This is a genomic window from Aquisalimonas lutea (assembly GCF_030409225.1).
GTDB lineage: Bacteria > Pseudomonadota > Gammaproteobacteria > Nitrococcales > Aquisalimonadaceae > Aquisalimonas > Aquisalimonas lutea.
The window spans coordinates 1133872-1157276 of the sequence record NZ_JAUFPK010000001.1 but is presented as its reverse complement, the minus strand read 5'-3'; the positions used below and the strand labels follow the sequence as shown (position 1 = coordinate 1157276).

25 protein-coding genes are annotated in these 23405 nt (G+C 68.9%); 13 read left to right on the top strand and 12 right to left on the bottom strand.

What is annotated here, in order from left to right:
* Window positions 1–59 precede the first annotated feature (59 nt).
* From QWY84_RS05480 to QWY84_RS05465, 4 genes are read right to left on the bottom strand one after another with little or no spacing between them, the layout of a single operon-like run.
* Window positions 60–332: a hypothetical protein gene (locus QWY84_RS05480; RefSeq protein WP_290201436.1), complete on the bottom strand. Its 273-nt coding sequence runs from the start codon at window positions 330–332 to the stop codon at window positions 60–62.
* Window positions 329–574 carry a hypothetical protein gene (locus QWY84_RS05475; protein ID WP_290201435.1) on the bottom strand — a complete coding sequence of 82 codons (246 nt, stop codon included), beginning with the start codon at window positions 572–574 and terminating at the stop codon, window positions 329–331. The genes QWY84_RS05480 and QWY84_RS05475 overlap by 4 nt, the downstream gene beginning before the upstream one ends.
* The gene (locus tag QWY84_RS05470; protein ID WP_290201434.1) at window positions 571–876 is read right to left on the bottom strand and encodes a helix-turn-helix transcriptional regulator; all 306 of its coding nucleotides are present in this window, start codon (window positions 874–876) and stop codon (window positions 571–573) included. Before QWY84_RS05470 ends, QWY84_RS05475 begins: the two co-directional genes overlap by 4 nt.
* Window positions 869–2146 carry a tyrosine-type recombinase/integrase gene (locus tag QWY84_RS05465; protein WP_290201433.1) on the bottom strand — a complete coding sequence of 426 codons (1278 nt, stop codon included), beginning with the start codon at window positions 2144–2146 and terminating at the stop codon, window positions 869–871. The genes QWY84_RS05470 and QWY84_RS05465 overlap by 8 nt, the downstream gene beginning before the upstream one ends.
* Before the next feature lie 622 nt (window positions 2147–2768).
* On the opposite strand from QWY84_RS05465, the gene QWY84_RS05460 reads away from it, so the two are divergent.
* The 5 genes from QWY84_RS05460 to QWY84_RS05440 all read left to right on the top strand — a co-directional run bounded on the left by QWY84_RS05460 (window position 2769) and on the right by QWY84_RS05440 (window position 9533).
* Window positions 2769–3260, top strand: coding sequence for a hypothetical protein (locus tag QWY84_RS05460; RefSeq protein WP_290201432.1), 492 nt, complete (start codon window positions 2769–2771; stop codon window positions 3258–3260).
* A 162-nt stretch (window positions 3261–3422) separates the two neighbouring features.
* The gene (locus QWY84_RS05455) at window positions 3423–4394 is read left to right on the top strand and encodes a TAXI family TRAP transporter solute-binding subunit (RefSeq protein ID WP_290201431.1); all 972 of its coding nucleotides are present in this window, start codon (window positions 3423–3425) and stop codon (window positions 4392–4394) included.
* Between the two features lie 221 nt (window positions 4395–4615).
* Complete coding sequence (locus QWY84_RS05450; RefSeq protein ID WP_290201430.1) at window positions 4616–7378, top strand: TRAP transporter permease; 2763 nt, start codon at window positions 4616–4618, stop codon at window positions 7376–7378.
* A complete protein-coding gene (locus tag QWY84_RS05445) occupies window positions 7375–8718 on the top strand; it encodes an aspartate aminotransferase family protein (protein ID WP_290201429.1) in 1344 nt (447 codons plus the stop codon). Before QWY84_RS05450 ends, QWY84_RS05445 begins: the two co-directional genes overlap by 4 nt.
* Window positions 8715–9533: a beta-keto acid cleavage family enzyme gene (locus QWY84_RS05440; RefSeq protein WP_290201428.1), complete on the top strand. Its 819-nt coding sequence runs from the start codon at window positions 8715–8717 to the stop codon at window positions 9531–9533. Before QWY84_RS05445 ends, QWY84_RS05440 begins: the two co-directional genes overlap by 4 nt.
* Window positions 9534–9587: 54 nt before the next feature.
* Here QWY84_RS05440 and murI read toward each other — a convergent pair whose 3' ends face one another.
* From murI to QWY84_RS05425, 3 genes are read right to left on the bottom strand one after another with little or no spacing between them, the layout of a single operon-like run.
* A complete protein-coding gene (murI, locus tag QWY84_RS05435) occupies window positions 9588–10439 on the bottom strand; it encodes a glutamate racemase (RefSeq protein ID WP_290201427.1) in 852 nt (283 codons plus the stop codon).
* A gap of 11 nt (window positions 10440–10450) precedes the next feature.
* Window positions 10451–11311: an NAD-dependent protein deacetylase gene (locus tag QWY84_RS05430; RefSeq protein WP_290201426.1), complete on the bottom strand. Its 861-nt coding sequence runs from the start codon at window positions 11309–11311 to the stop codon at window positions 10451–10453.
* A 55-nt stretch (window positions 11312–11366) separates the two neighbouring features.
* Window positions 11367–12317 carry a LysR family transcriptional regulator gene (locus QWY84_RS05425; RefSeq protein ID WP_290201425.1) on the bottom strand — a complete coding sequence of 317 codons (951 nt, stop codon included), beginning with the start codon at window positions 12315–12317 and terminating at the stop codon, window positions 11367–11369.
* Between the two features lie 134 nt (window positions 12318–12451).
* On the opposite strand from QWY84_RS05425, the gene QWY84_RS05420 reads away from it, so the two are divergent.
* From QWY84_RS05420 to QWY84_RS05410, 3 genes are all read left to right on the top strand, one after another.
* Window positions 12452–12637, top strand: coding sequence for a hypothetical protein (locus QWY84_RS05420; protein WP_290201424.1), 186 nt, complete (start codon window positions 12452–12454; stop codon window positions 12635–12637).
* A gap of 306 nt (window positions 12638–12943) precedes the next feature.
* A complete protein-coding gene (locus QWY84_RS05415; RefSeq protein ID WP_290201423.1) occupies window positions 12944–13117 on the top strand; it encodes a hypothetical protein in 174 nt (57 codons plus the stop codon).
* Between the two features lie 113 nt (window positions 13118–13230).
* The gene (locus tag QWY84_RS05410) at window positions 13231–13440 is read left to right on the top strand and encodes a hypothetical protein (protein ID WP_290201422.1); all 210 of its coding nucleotides are present in this window, start codon (window positions 13231–13233) and stop codon (window positions 13438–13440) included.
* 66 nt (window positions 13441–13506) lie between these two features.
* Here QWY84_RS05410 and msrA read toward each other — a convergent pair whose 3' ends face one another.
* Both msrA and QWY84_RS05400 read right to left on the bottom strand, forming a co-directional pair.
* Window positions 13507–14052, bottom strand: coding sequence for a peptide-methionine (S)-S-oxide reductase MsrA (msrA, locus tag QWY84_RS05405; protein ID WP_290201421.1), 546 nt, complete (start codon window positions 14050–14052; stop codon window positions 13507–13509).
* A complete protein-coding gene (locus QWY84_RS05400) occupies window positions 14049–14909 on the bottom strand; it encodes an MBL fold metallo-hydrolase (RefSeq protein ID WP_290201420.1) in 861 nt (286 codons plus the stop codon). Before QWY84_RS05400 ends, msrA begins: the two co-directional genes overlap by 4 nt.
* A 60-nt stretch (window positions 14910–14969) precedes the next feature.
* Between QWY84_RS05400 and QWY84_RS05395 the strand changes: the two genes are divergently transcribed.
* Both QWY84_RS05395 and QWY84_RS05390 read left to right on the top strand, forming a co-directional pair.
* Window positions 14970–15551, top strand: a complete 582-nt coding sequence (locus tag QWY84_RS05395; RefSeq protein WP_290201419.1) for a cytochrome b — start codon at window positions 14970–14972, stop codon at window positions 15549–15551.
* 82 nt (window positions 15552–15633) lie between these two features.
* On the top strand, window positions 15634–17295 hold the full coding sequence (locus QWY84_RS05390; protein ID WP_290201418.1) for an alkaline phosphatase family protein: 1662 nt from the start codon (window positions 15634–15636) through the stop codon (window positions 17293–17295).
* Here QWY84_RS05390 and QWY84_RS05385 read toward each other — a convergent pair.
* The gene (locus tag QWY84_RS05385; RefSeq protein ID WP_290201417.1) at window positions 17217–18371 is read right to left on the bottom strand and encodes a serine hydrolase domain-containing protein; all 1155 of its coding nucleotides are present in this window, start codon (window positions 18369–18371) and stop codon (window positions 17217–17219) included. The two genes, QWY84_RS05390 and QWY84_RS05385, sit on opposite strands and share 79 nt — an antisense overlap.
* A gap of 101 nt (window positions 18372–18472) precedes the next feature.
* Here QWY84_RS05385 and QWY84_RS05380 point away from each other — a divergent pair, with 101 nt between their 5' ends.
* Complete coding sequence (locus QWY84_RS05380; RefSeq protein WP_290201416.1) at window positions 18473–18847, top strand: DUF6746 family protein; 375 nt, start codon at window positions 18473–18475, stop codon at window positions 18845–18847.
* Window positions 18848–18952: 105 nt separating this feature from the next.
* Here QWY84_RS05380 and QWY84_RS05375 read toward each other — a convergent pair whose 3' ends face one another.
* Window positions 18953–19555 carry an FMN-dependent NADH-azoreductase gene (locus tag QWY84_RS05375; RefSeq protein ID WP_290201415.1) on the bottom strand — a complete coding sequence of 201 codons (603 nt, stop codon included), beginning with the start codon at window positions 19553–19555 and terminating at the stop codon, window positions 18953–18955.
* Between the two features lie 105 nt (window positions 19556–19660).
* Between QWY84_RS05375 and QWY84_RS05370 the strand changes: the two genes are divergently transcribed.
* Both QWY84_RS05370 and QWY84_RS05365 read left to right on the top strand, forming a co-directional pair.
* On the top strand, window positions 19661–20551 hold the full coding sequence (locus tag QWY84_RS05370; protein WP_290201414.1) for a LysR family transcriptional regulator: 891 nt from the start codon (window positions 19661–19663) through the stop codon (window positions 20549–20551).
* Window positions 20552–20669: 118 nt separating this feature from the next.
* The gene (locus tag QWY84_RS05365) at window positions 20670–21635 is read left to right on the top strand and encodes a zinc-binding metallopeptidase family protein (RefSeq protein ID WP_290201413.1); all 966 of its coding nucleotides are present in this window, start codon (window positions 20670–20672) and stop codon (window positions 21633–21635) included.
* Between the two features lie 56 nt (window positions 21636–21691).
* Here QWY84_RS05365 and QWY84_RS05360 read toward each other — a convergent pair whose 3' ends face one another.
* Window positions 21692–23011 (bottom strand): alpha/beta hydrolase, encoded by a 1320-nt coding sequence (locus QWY84_RS05360; RefSeq protein WP_290201412.1) that lies wholly within the window; start codon window positions 23009–23011, stop codon window positions 21692–21694.
* Window positions 23012–23405 lie beyond the last annotated feature (394 nt).

Below are 23405 nucleotides of genomic sequence, written 5' to 3'. Positions count from 1 at the left end.
AACGAACCACAATGAAGGGCAGCCGGCGGCACGTCCCTGCGCCGCCCGTCGCTGCCCGCTTACGCAGTGCCGCCCGGCATCATCCGGGGGGCATTGCCTCTCTCAGCCGCACGAAACGCGATCAGCGCGACCGCGTACCGCGCGACGACCTCCGCTTCGTCTTGCGGCAGGGCGAAGTGGTGGCGAATCATGTCGGCGAGCGCCGGGCCGTGGCGGTCGTACTCAATGCCCGCGATCTCCACCCCCACCGCGTCCATGCGGGTGATCACCGATTCCGCGATCAGCTCGGTCATCTCCCGCAGATCGGCGTCCAGTTGCTCTTGTTGGCTCATCGCTCCACCTCCCGTGTCTTCTCCAGCAGCGCGGGCCGATCCACCTCCAGGCAGGCCATCGCTTGCGCCTGTAGCTCCTCGGCCTTGCGCTGCACCTTCTCGCTGCCCGAGCAGGCGATCAGCGCCCCGGCGTAGCCTGCGCACTCGGCGGCATGTAGGGCGCGCCGGGCGCCCGGCTTCTGCACGCTCAGCCGCGAGGCCATGCGGCCCAGGGCGGCGAGGTGCTGCACGTAGTTGCTCATCGCTCGTCCCTCCCGCTGAGAAGGCACATGAACCACCGGCCAGTCCTTTTCCGATGAAGCTGGTGCAGGTACAGCACTCCCAATCTCCGTAGCCGGGCGCCGACCGGGCTCGGGCGAGCACCACGGTCGCGGTACCTGAGCACGCTCTCCTCGTAGTAGCGAACGTGCCGCTGCCCGATCCGCGTCCACTTCGGGCCGTCGCCGCGCTTGCGCAGCACGTACAGCCAGTTCGTGGTGACGCCAAGCAGCTCCGCCGCCCGGTTGGCGGTGATGAGGCGGGTGTGTCGCCGTGCCTCAGACATGCCCCACCTCCTTCTCCTTACTCAGCGGCGTCACGTTCTCGGCCTCGGGCTCGGGCACCTGGCACAGCGCCTTCATCCGGTCCGTCACCCGCTGCATGGGCGCGCGCAGCCGCTCCACGTCCATGACCAGGTAGTGCTGGCCGGTCACGTCGGTGAGGGCGTGGTTCATCAGCGCCTTGAGGGCGTAGTGGGGTATGTCGCTCGACTCGGCGACCGTGCAGTACGTCCGGCGCAGGTCGTGGGGGCGTACGTGCTCTGTGATGCCCGCCGCCCTGCAAGCAGCGATCAGGCTATTCCGGGGCTCCTGCAGGTAGCCCTTCTTGCTCGTGGGGCTCGCAAAGCACCAGTCCTCCTCAAGCCCCAGCGCCCGCAGCCGCACGAAGAGATCCACCAGATGATCCGACAGCGGCAGCGTGAGCGCGCGGTGCGCCTTGGTACCGCTCTCGGGCAGGTACAGGCTGTACGCGGGCAAGTGCCCGCGCGGCTTGTTCGTGTAGTTGACCTGCTGCCAGGTCAGCGTCGCCGCCTCGCTGGCGCGCAGGCCGGTGAACAAGACGAGTTCCAGATACGCCGCATGCACCGGGCTGGGCAGATCGCGCACGGCGCGCCAGAAGCCGGGCAGCTCATCCGCCGACAGCACCCGCTGCCGCCGCCGCGCCGGGTACCACGCCTTGGCGTGCAGCTTCGCCGGGTTGGTCTGCAGGTTGCCTAGCTCCTGGCTGAGCGCCCAATTGAATAATGTGCGCAGTACCCGCACGGCGTAGTTCGCCGTGGTGCCGCCCGTGGCCTCACGCGTGCGCGCGCGTGCTTTTATACCTTCCGCAATCTGCGCATGGCGCTTCAACACGTCGTCCCGGCTGATCTCACGCGCGGGCTTGTTGAGCCAGGCGCTGAAGTGCGTCTCCACGAGCCTGCGGTACTCGCCGCGCGTGCGCTGGCCAAGGCGGCGGTTGTGCCGCAGGTAGTGCTCCAGTACCTCGCTCAGCGTGATGTCGGCGGCCTTGCGCAGCCGCTCCTCCTCCACCGGGTCCTCGCCCCGGCGCATCTTGGTAAGCAGCGCCCGGGCCTTCTCGCGCGCTTCATCGACCTCGAACGCGTCGACCGGCCCCAGCGTGATCCGGCGATTGCGGTTCTGCCCGCGTACGTCGCCCTGCACGATGTACGACTTCGCCTTCGTCGCGCCGCTGGCCACGATGCCGAAGCCCTTCACCTTGCTGTCCCACCACCGCGTCTGGCGCCCCGACGGGTCGGGCGCGGGTATGCGGGCCACGCTCTTTTTATGAAACGTTATAATGTTTCGTTTTGTAGACATTTTGCCACCTCGCTGTCGGTCTACCCCCGGGGGGTCATCACGGTGACCTGCAGCTACGGGTGCGGATGTTATACCGTATCAATAGCGGTATACCATACCAAAACGCCGCGCTCAACCCCCGCTTGCCACACACTCAGGCCAGGGACGAAGTCAGGACCCTAATAAGGAGATATGGCATCTAACTGCGTCTCACTGGCTCAGATAATCATATGGCCTGCGTCTAATAGGGTCAAATAACTCAATGACTTGAAACATTCAACGGCGAGAAAGTCATAGGCCGTGTTGCTGACTTGGCACGCCTTTTAATCAGTTGGTCGTAGGTTCGAATCCTACACGGCCCACCAATCAAATCAGGGTCTTTACCGGAATCACCGGTCGCGGAAGCACTGAACCATCCCCGCGCGTTTCCGCGCGCCCTGTTGCGCACGCTCCCGAAGCCGCGCCACCGACCGGGCGCGCGACACGCCCCTGACGCCTTCCCCGACACCGCAGGCACCACCGCATGGACGGAACTTCCGGCCGTCCGGCGGCGTACTTGTGGACAACACGGGCTCACCGGGCCGGCGGGAGGCGCGCCTGCATGTACAACAAAGCCGTACGATTCCTGACGGTCGGGCTTTTCAGCCTCATCGCCGTGTCCCTGTTCCTGCTTTCGTTCGCCCTCATCTCCACCGCCTTGACCGAGGGCGCGCGCGATGTCATGGCCGGGGAAGTCCAGGTGTACGGCCTGCTGAACCACGTCAGCGCGATCGTGATCAGCGCGGCGGTACTGGACCTGGGCAAGTTCATCGTCGAGGAAGAGATCATCCGTGGCCACGATCTGCGCTCGACCAGGGAGGTGCGGGCGTCGTTGACGAAGTTCATGACCATCATCCTGATCGCGATCAGCCTCGAGTCCCTGGTAATGATCTTCAAGGTGGCCACGGGCGATCAGTTCGCCGAAATCCTGTATCCCACGCTGCTGATGGCAACCACCGTATTCGCCCTGGTCGCCATCGGGCTCTTCCAGATGCTCACACGCCGGGCGGAAGAGCCGACCCAGGATGAGAAGCCGGCACCGACGGAGCCGTAGTGCCGCGGGAGCAGATCCCGGCGCCTGGTTCGGCCCGCCGGCCCGGCGCCGCTCGCCATGCCCCTCGCATTGTCAATCCGGTCACCATGCGCTATTTGTTGTATACCGGGCCCGCAAGGGCCTAAGGTGAAATGACCATGGTGAAATAAAAAGGACAAGGACATGCGATATCAGACCGTTACCGGCAGCATTCTTCTCGCGCTCACACTCACCGCCCCGACCATGGCCGGGGCCCAGCAGCAACAGTTCGTGACCATCGGCACCGGCGGCGTCACCGGCGTCTACTACCCGGCGGGCGGCGCCATCTGCCGCCTGGTGAACCAGGACCGCGACGAGCACGGCATCCGCTGCTCTGCGGAGAGTACCGGCGGCTCGGTGTTCAACCTCAACGCCATCCGCCAGGGCGAGCTCGACATGGGCGTGGTGCAGTCCGACTGGCAGTACCACTCCTACCACGGCACCAGCCAGTTCGAGGACCAGGGCGCCCACGAGGAGCTTCGCGCGGTGTTCTCGCTGCATCCGGAACCGCTGACCCTGGTGGTACGGCCGGATTCCGGCATCGAGGGCATCGAGGACCTGCGCGGCAAGCGGGTGAACGTGGGCAATCCCGGCTCGGGCCAGCGGGCCACGGTGGACCTGATGCTGGACGAGCTGGGCTGGAGCCACGACGACTTCGCCCTGGCCTCGGAACTGCCGTCGCGTGAGCAGGCGCAGGCGCTGTGCGACGACCGCATCGACGCCTTCTTCTTCACCGTCGGCCATCCGTCCGGCTCCATCCAGGAGCCCATCGCCACCTGCGATGCCGAGCTCGTCTCCGTCGAGCACGAGGTCATCGACGAGCTGGTCGCGGACACGCCGTACTACTTCCACGCCACCATTCCGGCCGGCATGTATCCGGGGCAGGACGAGGACGTCAATACCTGGGGCGTGGGCGCCACCTTCGTCTCCAGCACCAACACGGAGGCCGACGTGGTCTACGAGGTCGTCAGTGCGGTGTTCGAGAACTTCGAAACCTTCAAGGGCCTGCACCCGGCCTTCGACGCACTGAACAAGGAGCAGATGGTCGAGGACGGCCTGTCCGCGCCTCTCCACGAGGGGGCGAAGCGGTACTACGAAGAGGCGGGCCTGCTCTGAGGGCCGATCGGGTTGCGGCAGCCGGCGGGATCACCGCGCGGCTGCCGTTTGCTCCTGTGGATCCGGCGGACCCGACGGCGCGAGGTCGGGCCCGCCGGGCAACCGCTCACCCTGCAGCCCGCCGCCTCTCCAGCGCGGCTCCCGACGGCCTGCCCTGCGGGCCTGCCGTCGACGGGGGCTGATGCCGGGTGAGCCCACGGCCTCGATGAGAGTTCCCCAGCATGAGCGAGCCCAAGGGAAGCGACGAGCCCACCCGCGACGACCAGGAAGACAACCGCGCCCGGGAGCTGCTCGAACGGGAGACCGGCGGCCGCTACCCGGGTCCCTGGAGCACCCGGCTGCTGTTCTGCGTGGCCCTGGCCTGGTCCCTGTTCCAGCTGTGGATCGCCTCGCCGTATCCGTATGATCTGGGCTTTGCCATCGTCAGCGACACCCAGGCGCGCTCGATCCACCTGGCGTTCGCCATGTTCCTCGCGTTCCTGTCGTTCCCGGGCCTTCTCCACACGGGCCGGGGCTTCCGCATCGCCGGCGGGCTCTACGTGGTCCTCGCGGCCGCCAGTTTCCTCTACGCCCTGGCACTGGCGACGGGAACCGTGGAAGGGCGTCCGGCCGTCATCTTCATCGCCACGGGCATCGCGCTCCTGCTCGCGGCAGGCGCCGCCCTGCTGCCCTCGCCGCGCTTCCGCATCCCGCTCCTGGACTGGGTGCTCGCCATCGCCGCGGCGTTCTCGGCGGCCTATCTGTACATGTTCTTCCGCGAGCTCGCCCAGCGGCCGGGCGCTCCCATCACCGCGGACCTGGTGGTCTCGGGGGTAGGGCTCATCCTGCTGCTGGAAGCGGTGCGGCGGACGCTGGGCCCGGCGCTGGTCACCATCGCGGTGGTGTTCATCGTCTACACCTTCGCCGGGCCGTACATGCCGGACATGATCTCCCACGGGGGCGCGAGCTTCGGCCGCGCCATGTCGCAGTACTGGCTCACGGCCGAGGGCGTGTTCGGCATCGCGCTGGGGGTGTCCACCAGCTTCGTGTTCCTGTTCGTCCTGTTCGGCGCCCTGCTGGACAAGGCCGGCGCCGGCAACTATTTCATCAAGGTCGCCTTCGCGCTGCTGGGCCACCTGCGCGGCGGCCCGGCCAAGGCGGCGGTGGTGGCCTCGGCCATGACCGGGGTGATCTCCGGGTCGTCCATCGCCAACGTGGTCACCACGGGGACGTTCACCGTACCGCTCATGAAGCGGGTGGGCTTCTCCAGCGAGAAGGCCGGCGCAGTGGAAGTGGCGAGCTCCGTGAACGGCCAGATCATGCCGCCGGTCATGGGCGCCGCTGCGTTCCTCATGGTGGAGTACGTGGGCATCCCCTACGTGCAGGTGCTCAAGCACGCGCTCCTGCCGGCGGTGATCTCCTACATCGCCCTGCTCTACATCGTCCACCTGGAGGCGGTGAAGGCGGACATGCGCGGCCTGCCCAAGCCGAATCCGTCGACGGCGCTACAGACGCTGGTCACCACCGGCATCACGCTGTGCTCGGTGGTCATCCTCGCCGGCGCGGTGTACTACGGCATCGGCTGGACACGGGAGGTCTTCGGCCCGGCGGCGACGCCGATTCTCATGGTCGCCCTGGTGGCGATCTACGTCGGGCTGCTGTGGTACGGCTGCCACTACCCCGAGCTGGAGCTGGACGATCCCGACGAGCCGGTTACCGCCCTTCCGGAAGCCGCCCCGACCATCAAGGTCGGGCTCCACTTCCTGCTGCCCATCGTGGTGCTCATCTGGTTCCTCATCGTCGAGCGCTACTCCCCCGGCGCCTCGGCGTTCAACGCCTGCCTGTTCCTGATCTTCATCCTGCTCACGCAGCGCCCCATTACCGCCTTCTTCCGGCGCACCGGGGCCTACTGGCAGGCCGTACTCCAGGGCGGCAGCGACCTCCTGGAGGGGCTGGTCGCCGGCGCGCGCAACATGATCGGCATCGGTATCGCCACGGCCGCAGCCGGCATCGTGGTGGGCACCGTGGCCATGACCGGCATCGGGCTGGTCATGACCGAGGTGGTGGAGACCCTCTCCGGCGGCAACCTGATGCTGATGCTGATCCTCACCGCCGCCATCAGCCTGATCCTCGGCCTGGGGCTGCCCACCACGGCCAACTACATCATCGTCGCCACCCTCATGGCGCCGGTGGTCGTCGAGCTCGGCTCCCAGCACGGCCTGGTGGTACCGCTGATCGCGGTGCACCTGTTCGTGTTCTACTTCGGCATCATGGCGGACGTCACGCCCCCGGTGGGGCTCGCCTCCTTCGCCGCGGCGGCCGTCGCCCGCGGCGACCCCATCCGCACGGGCGTGCAGGCGGCGTTCTACTCCCTGCGCACGGTGGCTCTGCCGTTCCTGTTCATCTTCAATACGCAGCTCCTGCTCATCGGGGTGACCAGCCTCTGGAGCTTCGCCATGGTGTTCGCGATCTCCACCGTGGCCATGCTGGTGTTCGCCGCCGCCACCCAGGGCTGGTTCTTCGCCCGCAACCGCATCCACGAGACGGTGCTGCTGTTGCTGGTGGCCTTCACCCTCTTCCGGCCCGGGTTCTGGATGGACCAGATCTATCCGCCGTACGAAAGGGAACCGGCGACGCGTATCATGGAGATTGCGGAGGCGACACCCCCGGGCGGTCACCTGCGGATCCAGGCCTCGGGCCTGAACATCGACGGCAACGAGGTCTCCAAGGTGGTGATGCTGCCCATGGGCGAGCAGGACGACGGCATGAGCCGCCTCGCGAATGCCGGGCTGTACGTCAACGTGGCCGGTGACACGGTGCGCATCACCAACGCGCAGTACGGATCCCAGGCGGACCGGCTGGGCCTGGAGATCGGCTGGACCATCGACGAGGTACTGGTCCCGGCCGATCGCCCCGCCCGGGAGTGGATGTTCATCCCCGCCCTGGCCCTGCTGGGCGGTATCGTCTTTGTCCAGCGGCGCCGACTGCAGCGAGAGAAGGCATGACCCACGTATTCCATCGCCACACCCGGGCCGGGCTGCCAACGGCGGTTGCCGGGGACGGTGCCTATCTCGTCGATGCCGACGGCAAGCGCTACCTGGACGCATCCGGGGGAGCCGCCGTGTCCTGCCTGGGCCACGGCCACCCGGCGGTGATCGAGGCCATCCGCACCCAGGCCGCGCAGCTCGCCTACGCGCACACGGCGTTCTTCACCAACGAGCCCATGGAAACCCTGGCGACGGAGCTTGCCGGCAACGCACCGGAAGGCATCGAATGGGTGTACTTCGTCAGCGGCGGCTCCGAGGCCACGGAGGCCGCGCTCAAGCTGGCGCGGCAGTATTCCGTGGAGACGGGCCGGCCGGAGCGGCGCCACCTCATTGCGCGGCGCCAGAGCTACCACGGCAACACCCTGGGCGCTCTGGCCACGGGGGGTAACCAGTGGCGGCGCGCGCAGTTCGAGCCACTGCTGGTGCCCACGCACCACATCGACCCGTGCTATGCCTACCGCGAGCAGCGCGACGACGAGACGCTGGAGGAATACGGCCGCCGGGCCGCCGATCAGCTGGACGCGAAGATCCGGGAGCTGGGACCGGAGACGGTGCTCGCCTTCGTCGCCGAGCCGGTGGTGGGCGCAACGGCCGGCGCCGTGCCGCCGGCGCCGGGCTACTTCCGGCGCATCCGCGAGATCTGTGACCACCACGGCGTGCTGCTCGTCCTCGACGAGGTGATGTGCGGCATGGGCCGCACGGGCACCCTGTTCGCCTGCGAGCAGGACGGCGTCGCACCGGACATGATCACCATCGCCAAGGGCCTCGGCGGGGGCTATCAGCCCATCGGCGCAACCCTGGTCTCCGAGCGCATCCACCGGGCCATCCGTGAGGGCTCGGGCTTTTTCCAGCACGGCCATACCTACATGGGTCACCCCGTGGCGTGCGCCGCCGCCCTGGCCGTCCAGCGCGTCATCCGCGAGGACGATCTGCTGCGGCGTGTCCGCACCATGGGCGAGGCGCTGGAGCGGCGTCTCGCGGCGCGTTTCGGCGACCATCCGCATGTCGGCGACATTCGCGGGCGCGGCCTGTTCCGGGGCCTGGAGCTCGTCGCCGAGCGGGAGACCAAGCGGCCGTTCGAGCCGGAGCGGCGCCTGCACGCCGCCGTCAAGCACGAGGCCATGGCGCGGGGGCTGATGTGCTATCCCATGGGCGGCACCATCGACGGCCGCCGCGGCGATCATGTCCTGCTGGCGCCGCCGTTCATCGTCGGCGAACCGGAGCTGGACGCCATTACCGAGCGTCTCGGCGACGCCATCGATGCCGCCGTGGCCGCCACCACGGAGGCGACGTCGTGACCGCGGAGCCGCTGGTCATTACCGTCGCCCCCAACGGCGCCCGCCGGACCCGCGCAGACCATCCGGCCCTGCCGATCACGCCGCAGGAGCTGGCGGCGACGGCCACGGCGTGCCTGGAGGCCGGGGCGGCCATGCTTCACCTCCACGTACGCGACCGGCAGGAGCGGCACACGCTGGACGCGGAGGCCTACCGGACCGCCATCGACGCCGTGCGCGACGCCGTGGGCGACCGCCTGATCATCCAGGTGACCACCGAGGCGGTGGGCCAGTACACCAGCGCCGAGCAGATGGCCCTGGTGCGCGAGCTGCGCCCGGAAGCAGTGTCGCTGGCACTGCGCGAGATCGTCCCCGACCCGTCGGCCGAGGAAGAGGCCGGTGCATTCTTCGCCTGGCTCGCCGGGGAACCGATCCTGCCGCAGCTCATCCTCTATACGCTGGAGGACCTCGAGTGCTACCACGAGCTGCGCGACCGCGGCGTTCTCCCCGAGCGCGGCTACAGCCTGCTGCTGGTGCTGGGCCGGTATGCCACGGAGCAGCAGGCGGCGCCGCAGGACCTGCTGCCGCTGCTCTCCGCCCGGAACGATGACATGCCCTGGGCGGCGTGCGCCTTCGGCCCCCGGGAGCACGCCTGCTGCAGTGCGGCCGCCGCGCTCGGCGGCCATGTGCGGGTGGGTTTCGAGAATAACCTGGCGCTGCGCACCGGCGATACGGCCCCGGACAATGCAGCGCTGGTGCGCCAGATGCGGGAGCTGGCCGACGCGCTGGGGCGGCCCGTGGCGGACGCCGACGCGGCGCGATCGTTGCTGAAGGGCTGATGTCCTGTCCCGGAAGTGCGCATTAGTGGCGACCGCGGCGGGCGTGGGCCCTGATCAGGCACCCGGCTCCGGAATGGCGCAAAGCCGCGGCTCGCCGCCCCACAGGCGCGCGAGCACGGGCCCGCCGACCGCCGCATCGCCGGTGGTCCAGAAGCACTCGCTGCCGGCATGGCCATCGGGGTCGCGGAGCAGGCCGTGCCCGGCCAGCCGGCGTTCCAGCTGGCGTGCGACCGCGGCGCCCGTTTCCACCAGGATGACCTCCGGGCCGAGCATGCTGCGCAGGGCGGGCACGAGGAACGGATAGTGGGTACACCCCAGGATGACGGTATCCGCCCCGGCAGCCTCCAGCGGTTGCAGGTACTCCTCCAGCAGGCCACGGATCCGGGCCCCGTCCGTCTCCCCCGCTTCCACGGCCGCCACCAGGCCCGGGCAGGGCTGCGTCACCACCCGGACGCTGCCCGCGTACTGTTCCAGCAGCGCCGCGAAGCGGGCGCTGCTCAGGGTGCCCTCCGTCGCCAGCACGCCGACCACGCCGGTCCGCGTGCTCGCCACCGCAGGCTTGATGGCCGGCTCCATGGCGACCACGGGGACCGGGAAGCGCTCCCGCAGCGCATCCGCGGCGACCGCCGTGGCGGTGTTGCAGGCAATCACCAGGGCCTTGGCACCCTGGCCGACGAGGAATTCCGCCAGCACCAGGGCCCGTTCGCGGATCTCGCCGGCGCTGCGGCTACCATAGGGGACCCGGGCGGCATCCGCCGCGTAGAGCAGATCCTCGGCCGGAAGCCGGGTCCGGATGGCCCGCAGTACCGACAGGCCCCCGAGCCCGGAGTCGAAGACGCCGATCGGCGCATTCCTTCCGTCGCCGGCTTGCGCACGCGCGTCGGTACGGGCCTCCGCTGAAGGCATCGACGCCACCCCTACACCCCCAGCGCGTCGGCGACGGCGGTCAGGGTATCGCCGCAGGGCGCTTCCAGCTTGACGGTGGCTTCGCGATCCCCGCGGGTACGCCCGAGGTTGAGCACGACCACGGGAATCCCGATACGCGCCGCATGGCGGACGAACCGGTACCCCGACCAGACCATGAGTGACGAGCCCGCGACCAGAAGCAGATCCGCCTCCTCCAGGCGCGTGAAGGCCGTAGCCACCGGCTGCGCCGGCACGCTTTCCCCGAAGAACACCACCTCGGGCTTGAGCATGCCGCCGCAACAGGGGCAGTCAGGGACGTAGAAGGCGTCGAAATCCGCGCTCTCGATATCCACGTCGCCGTCCGGGGCCGCCTCGGGGGTCTTCCGGTCCCAGCCGGGGTTGCGCCGGAGCAGCTCGTCCTGCAGATGCTCGCGCGCCATGCGGTGGCCGCACTCCAGGCAAGCCACCACGTCCAGCCGCCCGTGGAGATCGGTGACCCGCCGGCTGCCGGCGCGCTGGTGCAGGCCGTCGACGTTCTGGGTAACCAGCCAGTGCAGGCGGCCGCCGCGCTCCAGGCGCGCGAACCCGTGGTGGCCGCCGTTGGGATGGGCCGCACGGACGTGCTGCCATCCCACCATGCTGCGCGCCCAGTAGCGGCGGCGGGCGTGGTCATTGTGCAGGAACTCGCGATACTGGATCGGCGGGCGGCGCTTCCAGCCGCCGGCGGCATCCCGATAATCCGGGATGCCCGACTCGGTGCTGAGACCCGCCCCGGTGAGGACGAACGGCCGCTGTCGCTCGCCGAGAAGCGACGCCAGTCGTTCCGATGCCGCAGCGGTGGCGGCGGCACCTTGTTCAGCAGGCAGATTCATCGCTCGACACTGCTTCCGTGTTCCCGGCGGCTCGCCGGCTCCCGTGGTATCCGGCTCAGGTAACGGGCTGGCGAACGCCCTTGACCAGCTCCTGGTCCTCGCGCTCCCAGGGCGGAAGCGGCGTGAACTCGTCCACCAGGAAGTCCACGAACGCGCGCACCTTGCGTGACAGGTGGCGCCCCTGGGGAAAGAGTACGTAGTAGGCGGAACTCTCCTGGGTGTAGCCCGGCAGCAGTTGCACCAGCGAGCCGTCGCGGATCCGCGGGGCGACCAGCCAGGTGGACAGGCGCGCCAGACCGACGCCGGCCAGCGCCGCCTCGTAGAGGGCACTGGCGGTGTTGGCGCGGAAGTTGCCGTTGACGTGGATCACCCGCGGGCTGCCGTCGTCGAACTCGAACTCCCAGTCGTTGAACCGGGAGACGTTGTAGAGCACCAGGCAGTTGTGATCAAGCAGTTCCTCGGGCGTCCTCGGCTCACCGTGGGCGCGCAGGTACTCCGGCGAGGCCACGATGATGCGCCGGTTGACGGCCAGCTTGCGCGCCACCAGGGAAGGGTCGTTGACCTGCTCCTGGAGCATGATGGCCACATCGATGCCCTCGTCCACCAGGTCGACCCGACGGTCCGTGAGCTCGAACTCCATGTTGAGCTCAGGGTGCTGCGAGAGAAAGCGGTTGATGCGCGGAAGCACCTCGCCCCGCGCGAACGCCGCGGTGCCGGTCACCCGCAGCGTGCCCCGCACCTGATCCTGCAGGGAGCTGACGGCCTCCTCCGCCTCCTCGATCTCGTGCATGATCCGTGCGCACCGGTCGTAGAAGTCCCGGCCCGCCTCCGTGAGACTGATGCGCCGGGTGGTCCGGTTGAACAGACGGGCGCCCAGCCGGTCTTCCAGCCTGCGGATCTGCTTGCTGATCGCCGAGGGCGTCATGTCCAGGGCCCGGGCAGCGGCGGAGAAGCTGCCGTCCTCCACGCAGCGCACGAAGATCAGCATTTCCGATGCACGGTCCATGGCCTACACCCTCCTTCCATTATTGCCATCACGGCAAAGATTTTATGATAAAGACAGGTTTGTCTGTATTAATATTCCGCGGTATGCTGCTACGCAACATCAACGGTCCGGCGTTTCTCAAACGGGAGGATCCCATGCGCCACTTCGTCTGGCTACTCCTGCACGGCCCGCGGTCCGCGTATCGGCCACAGGTGGTCACCGCCGATGAGCTGGACGCCGGCACCCGGCTTCGCGACGCCCTGGCCCGCTACGACGACAGACAGGCCCTGCAGCAGGCCGTTCAGCTCTGCGCGGGGCGCGAGCCCGGCGGCGTTGCGTAGCGGAAGCCGTCAACGGTCGCAGCACGGCGCAAGCGGCGGGTCCGCCAGTGAACATGTACTGCTCTCCTCCTCCTTCGTAGCCTTTCTACGAAGCTTCGACGGGCCCTCGGCCCGTCTTTTTTTTGCTTGTCGACCGCAGAAGCCCGCCCGCGCCGGGCAGCGCTCGTAACCTATTCTACGCGGGCACAATCATTGTGCCATGCACACGGATGGTGCAGCGCGCAAATTCGTGGACAATACAATCTCCAGGCGGGTCCGCCCCCTGATCGAGTTCCGCAAGCACCACCGCCGTACAGGGAGGCCGTCATGCAGCAGCACAATCACGATCACCAGAACACCCGTGGCGCCACGCAGCCGCATCTCGCGCAGGTCCGGCTGGAAGCCGACATGCTTCGCGGCGCCGTGCTGGCCTCCGCGCTCCGGGGCCTGCGCCGCGGCATCCGGAGCCTGGCCGGCCGCACCGGCCCGGCGGGCGCCTGAGCGGGTATGCCCGAGGGGAAAGGACCCTTTTCCCCTCGGCAGGATGGCACAGCCGCAGGCACAGCCTAGACTTCACGCACAGTTTCGGAGCACCCGACGAAAGGAGGTGAGCCATGCGCGATCGTACCGAGATGACCACGACGAACCGGGTACAGGCCGTCCAGCGCGACATGGACCGCGTGCGCCGTCAGGCCGAGCGCATGCGCAACCAGGCCATCGGTCGGGCCGTGCGGGACATGGGCACCAGCGCCCGGCAGCTCATGGGCAATCTGCGCCTTCCGCGCAGCACCGCGCGTCGTGTGGCGGGCCAGAGCAAGCACTGAGCGCACAGCCCGGGACGAGCCGAATGCGAGCCGCGGCCGGGATGCCCCGCCGCGGCTTTTTCGTTTCTATTCCTCGGAGACCCGGTCCGGGAACGCCGAGCGGGCGTGCGCCAGCTTGGGCGCGATGATCAACTGGCAGTACGGCTGGGACGCGTTGCGCTGATAGAAGTCCCGGTGCTCGTCTTCCGCCGGCCAGAACGTCGCCCCGGGCTCCACGGCCGTCACCACCGGGGCATTCCACACGCCGCTGGCATCCTGTTCCCGGATCACTTCCCGGGCGATGCGTTCCTGGTTGTCGTCCAGCGGCATGATCGCCGAGCGGTACTGGGGCCCGACGTCGTTGCCCTGGCGATTGAGCTGCGTGGGATCATGAACGCTGAAGAAGATCGCCAGGAGCTCCCGGAAGCCGATGACCTGCGGATCGAAACGCACCCGCACCACCTCCGCATGGCCGGTGCCGCCGGTGCAGACTTCCCGGTAGGTCGGTCGCTCGCGGTGGCCGCCGGCGTAGCCCGGGATCGCGTCGTGGACCCCGCGGACGTTCTGGAACACGGCCTCCAGGCACCAGAAACAGCCGCCGGCCAGGATGGCCGTCTCGGTCGAATCGCTCATGATGACTCCTCCGCTGCGTACCAGGGCCCGTCGTCCTGACCGACTACACGGCCCTCTCCGTGCAGCTTCTCCAGGTGCGCCCGCACGGTCCCGTGGGCTACCCGTTGCAAGGGCGCGGGGACATGGGTATAGATCCGCGCCACGATCTCGCCGATCCACCGGTCGCCGGCGGCGACGGCCGACAGCACCATTGCCTCGCGTTGCTGCCGGTGCGCGATGACCCCGTCGAACAACGCCCGCGGCGGACGCAGCATGCGCCCGTGACCCGGCGCGACAGCATCGACCTCCAGCTCCCGCAGGCGCTCGAGGGAATCCATGTAGGCGGTCATGTCGCCGTCCGGGGGGCTGATTACCACGGTGCTCCCCTCCATGACCATGTCGCCGGCGATGAGCACGCGCCCCGGCTCCAGCAGGAAGCACAGATGCTCGGCCGCATGCCCCGGCGTGTGCAGGCAATGGAGAGTGAAGTCCTCGCCGTCCAGCCGATCGCCGTCATCCAGCGGCTCGTCCACGGCACTGTCGTTGCTCCCGCCGTCACCGCGCAGCCCGGGATGACCCATGACCGCGGCTCCGGTGATCTCGCGCAGGCGATACGCCCCGGGGGCGTGATCCGGATGGCCATGGGTGATCAGAATGGCGCGGATTCGCCCTTCGCCGGCCGCGGCGACCGCCTCCAGATGCTCCATGTCGTCAGGGCCCGGGTCCACGACGACCCGGTCCATCTCGCCGATGATCCAGGTATTGGTGCCCGGGCCGGTCATCATGCCCGGGTTGGGTGCTGTCAGCCGCGCCAGCACCGGGCTGAGCCGGTGCAGGGTGCCCGGCTCGACGGGGCTTTCCGCTTGACTGTTGTCCATGCGTGCAGCATACCGTGAGGTACCGGGTGCAAGCCATCCGCCGCTTCCGGAGGGTGCCCCATGGGAAACGCCGCCGGCGCCGCCACGTTGCCGCGCTACCATGCCGCGCAGCGGTTGATCCACTGGGTCGTCGCCGTCCTGGCGGTGATCACCCTGGCGATGGGTCTCACGCTCGGCTCGCTGGGGGTCGAGGGAGCCCGGGCCCTGTTCGGGGTGACCGCGACCAACCTGCTGTACACCTCCCACAAGACCTGCGGCGTGCTCATGCTGGGGTTGATGGTGCTGCGGGTCGTCTTCCGGGTCACCCTGGGCAAGCCCGGATACGCGCATCCGCTGCCGATGTTCCAGCGCGTGGCCAGCGAGGTGGTGCACGGCGCCCTGTACCTCCTGTTGCTGGCCATGCCGGTGCTCGGATGGCTGGCCACGGCGGCGGGCGACTTCCCGGTGGCCTTCTTCCACTACGAGCTGCCGCGCCTCATCGGTACCAACGAGGCGCTATCGGAGCAGCTCTATGCGTGGCATGGCGCGGTGGGCCTGACCGTGCTGGGCTTGATCGTGCTCCATGTCGCGGCGGCGCTGTATCACTGGCGCATCCGGCGGGACGGGGTCATGCAGCGCATGAGCCTGTTCCGGCCGAAGTGAGCCGGATCGGCGGACGCCGCCGGCCGGCGTGCCCCGGCCGCGCCAGGCCATCCATGCCCGGCGACCGTGGGGGGCGGCTGTGATGACGCGGCGCGGCCTGCTGCATGGGGTGCTCGTGCTGGCGGTGTGCAACGCCTTCTTCCTGGCGCTGGAGATGCCGCGGCATCAGGGCCCCGGGCCTGACTGGCTGGCCTTCGAAGCGCTGGTGCTCGCCGGTGTTTTCCTGCTGGTTCGCTCGCCGCTGCTGCGCCGCCTGCTCGGCGCGGGCGCTGGCTGCCTGCTCGCCTCCCTGGGGGTCCTGGCGGGGCTGGACGCAATCACCCGGCTGAGCCTGGGGCGCCCGCTGAATGTCTACCTGGATTACCCGCTCGCCCTGTCAGTCTACGAGCTCGCGGCCACCACGCTGACCCCGGCGGCCGGAGTGGCCATCGTTGCCGGCCTGCTCGCCGCGCTGCTGGTCATCGGTATCGGCGGCGCCCGCCTGCTCACGGGACTGCGTCCGGCAGGGGGCGGCCGCGGGCGGTGGCCGGGCGCCGCGCTCCTGGTGATCGGGCTGGCGGGCATCGCCAGCGTCCACGCGGGCCCGTGGATTCCCCATACGGCAACACCCGGGGTAACGCTGATGGTCGACCAGGTGGCCTGGGGCCTTCGCACCCACCGGGAAAGCCGCGCCTTCCAGGCGCTGCTGGCCGAGGACGGCGCGGTGCCGGCGACGCGACTGGAGGCGCTGCGCGGGGTCGACGTCATCGTCGGCTTCATCGAGTCGTACGGCACGGCCGCCGTGTTCGACGACCGCTACGGGCCCATCGTCCGCCCGCGCCTGCTGGCCCTGGGGCGGGAGGTGGACGCGGCCGGGCTGCACATGGTCAGCGGCACCCTGCGCTCGCCGGTGGCCGGCGGCCAGTCCTGGCTGGCCCATGCCTCGGCGCTGTCGGGGCTGTGGGTCGACAACCAGCTGCGCTACGAGCTCCTGCTGCGCCGCCGGCGGGATACGCTGGTCCAGGACTTCGCCCGCACCGGACACCGGACGGCAGCCATCAAGCCCGCCATTACCCGGGCCTGGCCGGAGGGGCGCTGGTACGGCTTCGACACCATCCTGGACGCCGAGGGCATGGACTACCGCGGCCCGGCGTTCAACTGGGTCACCATGCCGGACCAGTTCACCTGGTGGCGTTTCCACGAGGGGGTCCGGCAAGCGTCAGACCGGCCGGTATTCGGCGTGCTGTCGCTGATCAGCAGCCACGCGCCCTGGGTGCCGATCCTGCCGGTGCTCGATGACTGGGAGCGCCTGGGCGACGGCGCGGTGTTCGCGCAATGGCAGGGCGCCGGCGAGACCCCGGAGCGCCTGTGGCAGGACCCGGAGCGGGTGCGCACGCATTTCGCCGCCGCCGTGGCCTACGCCCTGGAGGTGGCCGGCGGCTACGCGGCACGCTACGCGGATGCGGACACCCTGCTGATCGTCCTGGGTGATCACCAGCCGGCGCCGCTGATCACCGGGCCGGACGCGGCACGGACGGTTCCGGTGCACGTCATCAGCGGCGACCCGGCGCTGCTGGCGCCGTTCCGGGAGCGGGGATTCATCCCGGGGCCGCTGCCCGCGACCGCCGAGGCACGCGCCGGCCTGGACGCCCTGCGATCGTGGATCCATGACGGCTACGCCGGCGGTCAGTCGCCGCGCGCGGCCTGCGGTGACGCCAGGTGCGGCAGCAAGCCGTCGACCACGTCCTCCAGCCGCCGCAGGTAGGCCGTGCCCGATGAGGGCGGTGTCGGGTCCGAGGTCATGACCACGGTCAGGGCCCGCTCCGGCACCACGTACAGCATCTGCCCGCCGAACCCCCAGCCGTAGTACGCGGCATGGCCGGACAGATCGGTGATGAACCAGCCGTAGCCGTATTGATCGTTGTTGAAGCGTGAGCGCCCGCGGGGCTGCCAGGAAGCCCGGATCCACGCCTCGGAGACGACCCGGGTGCCGCGGTACCGGCCGCCCTGGCGGATCATCTCGCCGAAGCGCGCCAGCGCGCGCGGGCTGAGACGCATGTTGTTGCCGCCGAAGTGGATGCCCTGCGGATCGCGCTGCCAGTCGGGGATCGTGATCTGCAGCGGCTCGCCCAGCCAGTCCCGGGCCAGTGCCAGCGTGCTGCGCCCGGTCTGCTCGACCAGGGCCGCCGACAGGACGTGGGTATTGCCCGTGGAATACCGCATGCGGCCGCCGGGCTCGCCCACCATGGGGCGGCTGAGGGCGTACTCCACCCAGTTGTCGCTGCTTACCCAGGCACCGTACCCCGCCCCCGAGACCCGCTCCAGGCCCGCCTGCATGGACAGCAGGTGGCCCACGGTCACGGCATCCAGCCCCGCCGGGGCGTCCGCCGGAACGCGCGGGCCGAGCAGCTCCGTCACGGGCTGCCCCGCGCCCCGGATGACGCCGCGATCGATGGCGATCCCCACCAGGGTCGCAAGAACCGTCTTGGACAGCGACTTGATGTTCACGGGAGTGTCCAGTCCCGGCCCGCGGACCACGTGCTCGATCACGGGCTCGCCGTGGTGCACGACCAGCAGCGAATGAAAACGCTCCAGCGCCGCGACCCGGTCGCGGACGTCGGCGACCACCCGGCCGGGCAACGCCGCATTCGCGCCGGACACCTGGGTGGCGATCAGCAGGCAGACAGTGAATGCCAGCCACCGAATACCGGGGGCGCGTCGTGCCCGGGCCGAAACGGGAACAACCATGGGCTGCGGGTGCGTGAACAAGGCGGTCACTCCCGGATCGACGATGAACGCCAGTGCCAGGGAACACTGCCACCGGCGCCTGGTGGTGTCCATCACCATGGCAACGAGCAGAAGACCCCGGCGCCGATTGCGAGGGCCGGGACAGATGCTATTCTCATTAATGGCACTGATTCGCATTCGCAAAGGAGGTATCCATGCGACAGATGGCCTTGATCGCCGCCGTATTCGGCCTTGTCAGCCTCGCCGGGACGGTCGCGCACGCCGATGACCGGCCCGAGCATTTCGAGGGCAAGCCCGCCGAGAACCTCGAGCAGGCATTGACCAATCTCGCCGAGGCCAATGCCGAGCTCGAGGAGCGGATGGCCGGCGAGCTCTCGGACGAGGACATGGCCCGCATCCACGAGCTGTCGTACACCATGGAGAACGCCCTGCAGCGCATTCAGCAGGACACGGAATCCCTGGCCGTCACCCTGGAGGAGATCCACCTGGCATCCGAGCGCATGGACCGCTCCACCGTGCAGGACCAGGGGCCCAAGTACCTGGAGAAGGCCCGGCCGCTTGTGCAGTAGCGCAGGCCCCGGAGCCCGGTAAAAAGCCCGAGGCCGACGCCTTGATGTCGCGTCGGCCGTCGGCGAGTCAACACCCTGCTGTCCCGACGGCCGTCCGCAGCCGGCTCAGGCGGCCAGCTTCTCCACCGAGCGCCTCGCCTCCTCCAGCGCCTGCTGACTGGTGTCCTCCCCCATGGCGAGACCTTCCGCATGCACGAAGTGCACGTCCGTGATGCCCAGAAAGCCGAGAAAATGGCGGATGTACGGGGTCTGGAAGTCCATCTCCGAGCCGACGTACTGCCCGCCGCTGGCGATGAACACATAGGCCGTCTTGTCCGCGAGAAGGCCCTCCGGGCCGTCGGCGGTGTACCGGAACGTCCGCCCGGCGCGCGCCACATGGTCGAACCAGGCCTTCAGGGTGGAGGGAACGCCGAAGTTGTAGGTCGGTGATCCGATCACCAGGACATCGGCGTCCTCCAGCTCCTGGATCAGGGTATCGGCGATGGCCGCCTCACGTGCCTGCTCGTCGCTTCGCTCATGGACCGGCGTCAACGCGGCCGTAAAGCGTGCCGCCGTCAGGTGCGGCACCGGAGCCGCAGCCAGATCGCGCCGGATGACCCGGGCCTCGGGGGCGGTCGCCCGGAACCTTGCGATGAATCGGTCGGCAAGCTGCGCGGACTGGCCGTCGTCGCCGAAGATGCTGTTGTTGAGCTGCAGAATCGTGGTCATGGCGAGATCTCCTGTGCTGTTGTGAGACGCCGCCATTAAACAATTGCCTTGTTCGATAAAAAAGCGCAATATTTCGGGATTAATAATCGAATTAAACGATAATATATGGCTCCTCGCATCTCTCTCGAGCAATGGCGGGCACTGGTCGCGGTGGTCGACGCCGGCAGCTACGCTGCGGCCGCAGAAGCGCTGCACAAGACCCAGTCCTCGGTGAGCTACGCCATCGGGCGCGTGGAGGAGCAGCTCGGCGTCGCCGTGTTCCGCATGGAGGGGCGTCGTGCCGTGCTCACATCCACCGGCCGCGTCCTGTATCGCCGCGGCCGCGCCCTGGTCGAGGAAGCCGGGCGCCTGGAAGAAGCGGCGACCCGGCTCGGCGCCGGCGTGGAACCGGAGCTCGGGCTGGGCGTCGAGATCCTGTTCCCGACCTGGCTGCTGCTGCGCTGCCTGGAAACCTTCTCGGCGGACTTTCCCGATACCCGGGTGGAACTCTACGAGACGGTGCTCGGCGGCGGCGAGGAGCTGCTCGCGGAAGGGCACGTGGACCTCGCCGTGTGCTCGCAAGTGCCTGCCGGCTTCCTCGGCGACCCTCTGCTGCCGATCCGGTTCCTGGCGGTGGCGGCACCGGCGCACCCGCTCCACGCGCTGGGCCGGGCGCTGACCTTCGACGACCTCCGCGGCTATCGCCAGCTGTTCATCCGGGACAGCGGGGTGCGCCGCGACCGGGCCGGGGGCTGGGAGATCGGCGGGCAACGCTGGACCGTCAGCCACAAGGCCACCGCAATCCGGGCGCTGTGCATGGGGCTCGGGTTCGCCTGGGTCGCGGAGGATATCATCCGCGACGAGCTGGACAACGGCATCCTCCGGCCTCTGCCGCTGGCCCACGGCGGCGAGCGCTGGACCACGCTCTACCTCGCCTACGGCGACGTGGACGGCGCCGGACCGGGCACGCACCGCCTCGCGGAGGCCTTGCGGGCGGCCGCCGCCGGCCGGCCATGACCACCACGGCATGCGGTGGAGCCGCAACGTCCACAACGAATTGACCCGCGGCCGGCGGAAGAGAACAATCGGGCCATTGACCCGTGCCCCGGCGCACTGTCCCCCGGAGGCCCTCCGCATGCGCGTATTCGCCAACCCCGTCGGTTCCGGTTCGCTCTGGTTCGACAACCTCGCCACCGCGGACGGCACCCCCGTTGCCTACGACCCGCAGGCGCGGGCCTTCCTGCCCGTGCCGCCGTTCTGCGCCAACCGCGAGGTCATCGGCTGCAACTGGATCGCTCCGGAACAGGGCGCGTTCTGCCGGTCGTGCGCCATGACGGCGCTGGCCCCGGACCCGTCCGTACCCGACGCCATCCCGAACTGGGCGACGACCGAGGCCGCCAAGCGCTGGGTTCTCGACAACCTCGGCCGCTGGCACTGGTTCCGGCCGGAGGACCCGGGCACGCGCCCGGTTTTTCACATGCTCGCCGAGGGCCCGACACCCGTTCTCATGGGCCATGCCGAGGGCGTGGTCACCATCAGCGTGGCCGAGGCGGACCCGGTCCTGCGCGCCACCCGGCGCCAGGCGCTGGATGAGCCCTATCGCACGATGATCGGCCACATGCGTCACGAGATCGCGCACATGCTCTGGTGGCGGCTCAGCCTGCGCACCGATTTCCTCGAGGCCTTTCGCGCCATGTTCGGCGACGAGCGGGCGGACTATCCCGCCGCGCTCCAGCGCCACTACGCGGAGGGGCCGCCGCCCGACTGGACGCAGCGCTTCCTGACCACCTACGCCTCCGCCCATCCACACGAGGACTGGGCCGAGACCGCCGCGCACCTGCTGCACCTCACCGACATCGCCGACAGCTTCGTCGCGGCGGGCCTGTCCTCACCCGAGCTGCCGGCCCCGGGCTGGGATCCGTATTCGGAACCGGACGCCGAGCGCCTGATCCACGTCGCGGCCTCCATCGCCGTGGGAGTCAACAACGTCAACCGCTCCATGGGGCTGTCGGACCTCTACCCCTTCGTGCTGTCGGATGCCGCGCGCCGCAAGCTGGCCTTCGTGCACGACTGGCTGCGCCGGGGGGCCCAGGGGCGGTGACGCGGCAAGGACCGGGAGGCCGGGACGCGCATTGCCCTTGCGGACGGCAGCAACCCTCAGCGGGAATGATCAGCCAAGAGAGCGTTGATTGCATCGATCGCTCGGGCATGAGCCAGCACGCCGGCGTGAGTGGCATCGATTCCCACCACGCTCGTTGCATGCCGCTGCGCCTCCGGTTTCAGCATGCTGGCCAGTGTTACGACACCGTCATTGGCCGGCCGGCCATGCCCGCCTTCACCGCGGTAGGTGAACAGCAGATGCAGCTCCGTGGCTCCAGCCACGACGGGATGACCGTCAGCAAAGATGTCGCTGAGAAACGTACTGCCGCGCGCCATATCGCGCCACACAGGGATGACGACGGGCGAATGCTCGACGCCCCGCTGCGCCGCTGCGTGGCCATCCCAGGGTGTCGCGATGGTGATGAATCGCGGGACGGCCGCGTCTGAATGGCGCCGGGTGCGCTGGCGGAGATACGACTGGCCGATCAGCCCGCCCATGCTGTGGGCGACGACGTGAACGGTGTCGACGTCGTGGACGACTTCCAGCTCCCCCATGATCTGCGCCAGATAACCCGCGGAGGCCTGGAGCGAGATCCCGGATGGATAGTAGTAGAACCAGGGCTGAAAGCGCTCGCGGTCGAGCGCTGCGACGATATCGGCGAATACCCGCGGAGAACCGTTGATACCGTGGATGAACAGCACCGGGGTGCGGCCGGGATCATAGGGCTCGAGAAAGTAGACGCCCGCGTGGCCGGCAAGCAGGAAATCCACCGGTCGCCACAGGCTGCCGCGAGCGACATCCGCGGCGAAGCGCGGGTCGTCGAGGCTGACGACGTCGCCGAAGGTCGTAAGCTGCCCGAGGCTCACGGAGGTTGCACCGGACGACTCCCGGTCCAGCACCGGAAGGTCCGGTGTGTTCCATCCGCCGCGCTCGGGCTCGGCACCGACCATCAGGCCAAGCCCCTCCCGGTGCGTGCTTTCCGGGCAGTCGACGGATTCGCGGCCCCCTACATACGTGAAGGCCTCGTGCTCACCCAATCGACGATCGCCGTCCGTGTCCCGGAACGCCAGAAGGCCGTAGGTGCCCGGCTCCAGCGCAAAGAACCACTCACTCCGCCCGGCCGTAATGACGTAGTCAACGGGGATCGGGGCCACGGATCCGGCGGCAGGGTGCTCCAGGAAAACGGAGACGACGTACGGGCCCGGCTGGTTGTCGGCACCGGCCACGGTTCCGCTGATCACGCAGGCGGCGTCCATCTGCGCCAGTTGCTCCCGGGCGTCGAACAGGGCGCACCCGGGCAGAACGACGACGACAAGCAAGACCGCCAGATACCATGGAGTTGTGTTACGGCAACATCGTGTCGACCCTGAACGCATCCCTGGGCTCCGTAACGGCTACGGTCGCATCCTGATCATACCCCGGTTGCCCGCGCCCGTAATCAACCCTGGACGATGAAGAACGAGGAAATAGTGACAGGCCTTGGCGGTTTCGCCATTACCAACCCGTGAACGCGATTGCAGGCTTCAGCGCGGGGCCCCGCCGGATCCCCCGCGGCCGTTACAGCCAGTGATTCCTGCGCGGCTGCCGGGTGCGTTGCTCGTCGATTCTATCGCCACTGCTACACTTCTCTCCTCGCGCCTTGCCACAGCGGCGCAGAAACCACTGAGACCCGACCGGGTTTCCGGAAAGGTTCGTAAACCGAGTAGGATGCTTATGCTTTCTGCCCCTCCAGGAAGCCGCGGCGCAAAACCTTGGCCTCACTGCCGACGA